This window comes from Streptomyces sp. XM83C (assembly GCF_023072675.1).
Classification (GTDB): domain Bacteria; phylum Actinomycetota; class Actinomycetes; order Streptomycetales; family Streptomycetaceae; genus Streptomyces; species Streptomyces thermocoprophilus.
Window position 1 is genome coordinate 1 of sequence record NZ_JALLGL010000372.1, and the last position, 5,362, is coordinate 5,362.

The following is a 5,362-nucleotide window of genomic DNA, read 5'->3' on the forward strand; positions in this document are numbered from 1 at the left end:
GGTGAGGGGCGGGCGGTCGGTGACCGGAATGGCGGGGCCTAGGTCGGGGGGCGGATGTCCTGTGCCTCGGTCGGGGTGGATGCCCGTGCCTGGGGCGGGGCGGACCCTGCGTCTCGGCCTGGGCGGATGTCCCGTGCCTCGGCCTGGGCGGACGCCTCCGCCCCTGCCTCGCGTGGGGCGCCCTGCTTCCGGTGCCGGCACCCTGTTCAGTGCCCGATGCCCGCCGCCGCGTCCAGGTCGGCGAAGAGCAGATCCCCGTTGATCGCCGCGCCCGCCCGGTAGCCGCGGCTCGCCGCGTTGATCACCTGCTCGGAGAAGCCGGACGCGTTGCCCGCCGCCCACACACCCGGCACACTCGTCCGGCCCTGCTCGTCGATCACCGGATACGCGCCGAACGGCGTCTCCCGCAGCTCCGCCCCCAGCCGCTCCAGCAGATCCGTCCCCGGCACGGCACGCGGCGCCACGAACACCGCCTCACGCGCGTGCACCGTGCCGTCCGCCAGCCGCACCCCGGACAGCCGGTCCTCCTCCACGACCAGCCCCGCCACCTCACCCGGCACGATCCGCACCCCCGCGGCACCGAGCCGCCGCAGGTCCTCCTCGGCCAGGTCCCGCTCCGCGACCCTGTGCAGGAAGAAGGTCACGTCCTTCGACCACTGGGTGACCATCAGCGCCTGGTGCACGCTGAGCGGGCTCGTCGCCAGCACCCCGAAAGCCCGGTCCCGTACCTCCCAGCCGTGGCAGTACGGGCAGTGCAGCACATCCCGCCCGAACCGCTCCGCCACGCCCGGCACATCCGGCAGCTCGTCCCTGAGGCCGGTCGCCACCACCAGACGCCGGGCGCGCACCGTGCGGCCGCTCGCCAGCGTCACCTCGAAACCGTCGTACGGGTGTGTGGCGTCGACCTCCGGGGGGTGCCCGATGCCGGGGGCGGTGGGGGCCGTGTCAGGTGTGCCGTGCGCGGACGGCACCCCGTGCGGGCTCCCCGGCCGCCGTACGTCGGCCACCCGGCGGACGTCCACCGCCCGGTCCCGTACCAGATCCACCCCGTACCGGGCGATCTCCTCGCGCCCCACGGCCAGGAACTCGGCCGGCGGCATGCCGTCCCGCGTCAGGAAGCCCTGCGTGTGCGCGGCGGGCGCGTTGCGCGGCTCTCCCGCGTCGACCACCAGCGTCCGGCGCCGCGCCCGGCCCAGGACCAGCGTCGCGGACAGCCCCGCGGCCCCGCCGCCCACGACGATCACTTCGTACGACTCGGTCATGATGACCACCTCCTGACGCGAGAGTCGCCCGGCGGCGCGGGATTGACAAATCTGTTTGCCGTTCCTGCAATACGAGCATGACCACGGACGAAGTGCTCGCCAACGTCGGCCCCCGCCTGCGGCGGATCCGGAAGGAACGGGAGGTGACGCTCGCGGCGCTGTCCGAGGCGACCGGCATCTCCGTCAGCACCCTCTCCCGGCTGGAGTCCGGCCTGCGCAAACCCTCACTCGAGCTGCTGCTGCCCATCGCCCGGGCCCACCAGGTACCGCTGGACGAGCTGGTCGGCGCGCCTTCCACGGGAGATCCGCGGGTGCGCGCGAAGCCGATCCGGCGCAACGGACTCGTGATGTACCCGCTCACCCGGCAGACCGGCGGACTCCAGGCGTACAAGATCATCGAGCCGAATCGGGTGAACGAGCCCGACCCGCGCTCCCACGAGGGCTACGAGTGGCTCTACGTGCTCTCCGGGAGGCTGCGCCTCGTCCTCGGTGAGCACGACGTGGTGCTCGGGCCCGGGGAGGCGGCCGAGTTCGACACGCGCGTTCCGCACTGGTTCGGCTCGACGGGGGAGGGGCCGGTGGAGATCCTCAGCCTGTTCGGGCCGCAGGGCGAGCGCATGCACGTACGGGCGCGTCCGGCCGTACGGAAGTGAGGGGCGCGGACGCCTGCCGCTGACGCCGGCGTGCGGGGGCGCCGAGCCGAGGAGTCGCGGAGTCGGTGCACCGGGGTGGCCGTCCTGTTCCCCAATCGGCAAGCGACCGCTTAGTATGCCGGGGACCGGACGGACGAACGCAGTCTTGTGGAGGCTCCCCATGCAGGCATGGCAGGTGCACGAGAACGGCGAGCCGAGCGAGGTGATGCGCCTCACCGATGCCGAACCGCCCACGCCCGGCGATGGCCAGGTGCTGCTCCGCGTACGCGCCGCGAACGTCAACTTCCCCGACGCCCTCCTCTGCCGGGGCCAGTACCAGGTCAGGCCCCCGCTGCCGTTCACACCCGGCGTCGAGGTCTGCGCCGACACCGAGGACGGCCGCCGCGTCATCGCCACCCCCGCACTGCCGCACGGCGGCTTCGCCGAATACGCCCTCGCCGACGCCAACGCCCTGCTGCCCGCCCCCGACTCCCTCGACGACGCCCAGGCAGCCGCCCTCCACATCGGCTACCAGACCGGCTGGTTCGGCCTGCACCGCCGCGCCCACCTGGAAGCCGGCGAGACCCTGCTCGTGCACGCCGCCGCCGGCGGCGTCGGCAGCGCCGCCGTCCAGCTCGGCAAAGCCGCCGGCGCCACAGTGATCGGCGTCGTCGGCGGCGCCGCCAAAGCCGCCGTCGCCCGCGAACTGGGCTGCGACATCGTCATCGACCGGCACACCGAGGACGTCGTCGCCGCCGTGAAGGAAGCCACCGGCGGACGCGGCGCCGACGTGATCTACGACCCGGTCGGCGGCCAGGCCTACACACAGTCCGCCAAGACCGTCGCCTTCGAGGGCCGTATCGTCGTCGTCGGTTTCGCCAGCGGCACCATCCCCAGCCCCGCCCTCAACCACGCCCTGGTGAAGAACTACTCCATCCTCGGCCTGCACTGGGGCCTGTACAACACCAAGAACCCCGCACTCGTCCGCCACTGCCACGAACAGCTCACCGCCCTGGCCGCCCGCGGCGCGATCGAACCACTCGTCAGCGAACGCGTACTGCTCGAAGACGCCGCGCGGGCCGTGCAGCGCGTCGCCGACGGCGAGACGACCGGACGCGTCACCGTCGTCCTGGAGAAGGGAGCCGCAGCATGACCGACGCCGACGAACTGCGCCGACGCACCCGAGAGTTCCTGGCCGCGCACCCGCCCACGACCACCGACCGGCTCGACTTCCTCCGCGCCCGCTTCGACGCCGGCCTCGCCTGGGTGCACTTCCCCGAAGGCCTCGGCGGACTCGACGCCCCCCGCAGCCTCCAGGCCGTCGTCGACGCCGAACTGGAAGCCGCGGGCGCCCCCGACAACGACCCCCGCCGTATCGGCATCGGCCTCGGCATGGCCGCACCCACCATCCTCAAATACGGCACCGAGGAACAGAAACAGCGCTTCCTCAAACCCCTGTGGACCGGCGAGGAAGTGTGGTGCCAGCTCTTCAGCGAACCCGGCGCCGGCTCCGACCTCGCCGCACTCGGCACCCGCGCCGTCCGCGACGGCGACGACTGGGTGATCGACGGACAGAAGGTGTGGACCTCCAGCGCCCACCTCGCCCGCTGGGCCATCCTCATCGCCCGCACCGACCCCGGCGTACCCAAGCACGCCGGCATCACCTACTTCGTCTGCGACATGACCGACCCCGGTGTCGACGTACGTCCGCTGCGGCAGATCACCGGCGAAGCCGAGTTCAACGAGGTCTTCCTCACCGGCGTCCGCATCCCCGACGACCGCCGCCTCGGAGCCGTCGGCGACGGCTGGCGCGTCGCCCAGACCACCCTCAACAACGAACGCGTCGCCATCGGCGGCATGCGCGTCCCCCGCGAAGGCGGCATGATCGGCCCCGTCGCCCGCACCTGGCGCGAACGCCCCGAACTGCGCACCCACGACCTGCACCAGCGCCTGCTGAAACTCTGGGTGGACGCCGAGGTCACCCGCCTCACCGCGGAACGCCTGCGCCAACAGCTCGCCGTCGGCCAGCCAGGCCCCGAAGGCGCCGGCATGAAACTCGGCTTCGCCCGCCTCAACCAGGAGATCAGCGGCCTCGAAGTCGAACTGCGCGGCGAGGAAGGCCTGCTGTACGACGACTGGACCATGCGCCGCCCCGAACACGTCGACTTCACCGGCCGCGACGCCGGCTACCGCTACCTGCGCGCCAAGGGCAACAGCATCGAAGGCGGGACCAGCGAAATCCTGCTGAACATCGTCGCCGAACGCGTCCTCGGCCTGCCCGCCGAACCGCGCACCGACAAGGACGTCGCATGGAAGGACCTCGCCCGATGACGGATCTTCTCTACTCCGAGGAGGAAGAGGCGCTGCGCGCCGCGGTGCGGGACCTCCTCGACGACCACTGCGACACGTCGAGCGTCCTCGCCCGCGCCGAGACCGACACCCCCCACGATCGCGCCGTGTGGAAGGCGCTCACCGACGGCATGGGCCTCGCCGGACTGCTCGTCCCCGAACAACTCGGCGGACAGGGCGCCACCCACCGGGAAGCAGCCGTCGTCCTCGAGGAACTCGGCCGGGCCGTCGCCCCCGTGCCCTACCTCACCAGCGCCGTCGTCGCCACCGAAGCCCTCCTCGCCTGCGACGCCGAAGACCTCCTCACCGGGCTCGCCTCCGGCCGCACCGTCGGCATCCTCGCCGTCGCCCTGCACCGCGCACCCGGCGCCCCCTTCCCCGCCGTACACGCCGAGAACGGGCTGCTCCACGGCGAACTCACCGGCATCGCCGACGCCGCCGTCGCCGACGTGCTGCTCGTACCCGCCGACGACGGCGCCCTGTACGCCGTCCAGGCCGACACCGCCACCGTCACCTCCCAGGTCTCCCTCGACCTCACGCGCCCCGTCACGACCGTACGGCTCGACGGCGCCGCGGGCCGCCGTATCGGCGACGCCGAACCCGCCGTACGCCGCGCCCTGCGCACCGGCGCCGGACTGCTCGCCTCCGAACAACTCGGCGTCGCCGAACGCCTGCTGACGGACACCGTCCGCTACCTGAAGGACCGCAAACAGTTCAACCGGCCCGTCGGCTCCTTCCAAGCGCTCAAACACCGGCTCGCCCAGCTCTGGCTGGAGGTCGTCAACCTGCGCGCCGCCGCACGCGCCGCAGCCGACGCCCTGACCACCGGCGGGAACACCGACGTCACCGTCGCCGTCGCCCAGGCCTACGCCGCGCCCGTCGCCGTCCGCGCCGCCGAGGAAGCCCTCCAACTGCACGGCGGCATCGGCATGACCTGGGAACACCCCGTCCACCTCTACCTGAAACGAGCCAAGGCCGACTCCCTCGCCTACGGCACAGCGGGCGCCCATCGCGAGGCGCTGGCGGGGTTGGTGGATCTTCAGGGGCCCTGAGCTGGGTGCTTCGGTCGTCCTACGGGGGGACTCCTCTTGGGGCCCCCACCCCCACCCACCCCCACCC

General features: G+C 72.7%; 5 protein-coding genes. 4 read left to right on the forward strand and 1 reads right to left on the reverse strand.

What is annotated here, in order from left to right; translation table 11 throughout:
- Positions 1-206: 206 nt before the first annotated feature.
- A complete protein-coding gene (locus tag MTQ10_RS27425) occupies positions 207-1,262 on the reverse strand; it encodes an NAD(P)/FAD-dependent oxidoreductase (protein ID WP_247472957.1) in 1,056 nt (351 codons plus the stop codon).
- 77 nt (positions 1,263-1,339) lie between these two features.
- Here MTQ10_RS27425 and MTQ10_RS27430 point away from each other — a divergent pair, with 77 nt between their 5' ends.
- From MTQ10_RS27430 to MTQ10_RS27445, 4 genes are all read left to right on the forward strand, one after another.
- Positions 1,340-1,915: a helix-turn-helix domain-containing protein gene (locus MTQ10_RS27430; RefSeq protein ID WP_247472959.1), complete on the forward strand. Its 576-nt coding sequence runs from the start codon at positions 1,340-1,342 to the stop codon at positions 1,913-1,915.
- A 160-nt stretch (positions 1,916-2,075) separates the two neighbouring features.
- The gene (locus MTQ10_RS27435) at positions 2,076-3,047 is read left to right on the forward strand and encodes an NADPH:quinone oxidoreductase family protein (RefSeq protein WP_247472960.1); all 972 of its coding nucleotides are present in this window, start codon (positions 2,076-2,078) and stop codon (positions 3,045-3,047) included.
- Complete coding sequence (locus MTQ10_RS27440) at positions 3,044-4,225, forward strand: acyl-CoA dehydrogenase family protein (RefSeq protein ID WP_247472963.1); 1,182 nt, start codon at positions 3,044-3,046, stop codon at positions 4,223-4,225. The genes MTQ10_RS27435 and MTQ10_RS27440 overlap by 4 nt, the downstream gene beginning before the upstream one ends.
- On the forward strand, positions 4,222-5,295 hold the full coding sequence (locus MTQ10_RS27445) for an acyl-CoA dehydrogenase family protein (protein WP_247472964.1): 1,074 nt from the start codon (positions 4,222-4,224) through the stop codon (positions 5,293-5,295). Before MTQ10_RS27440 ends, MTQ10_RS27445 begins: the two co-directional genes overlap by 4 nt.
- The last annotated feature ends 67 nt before the right edge of the window (positions 5,296-5,362 follow it).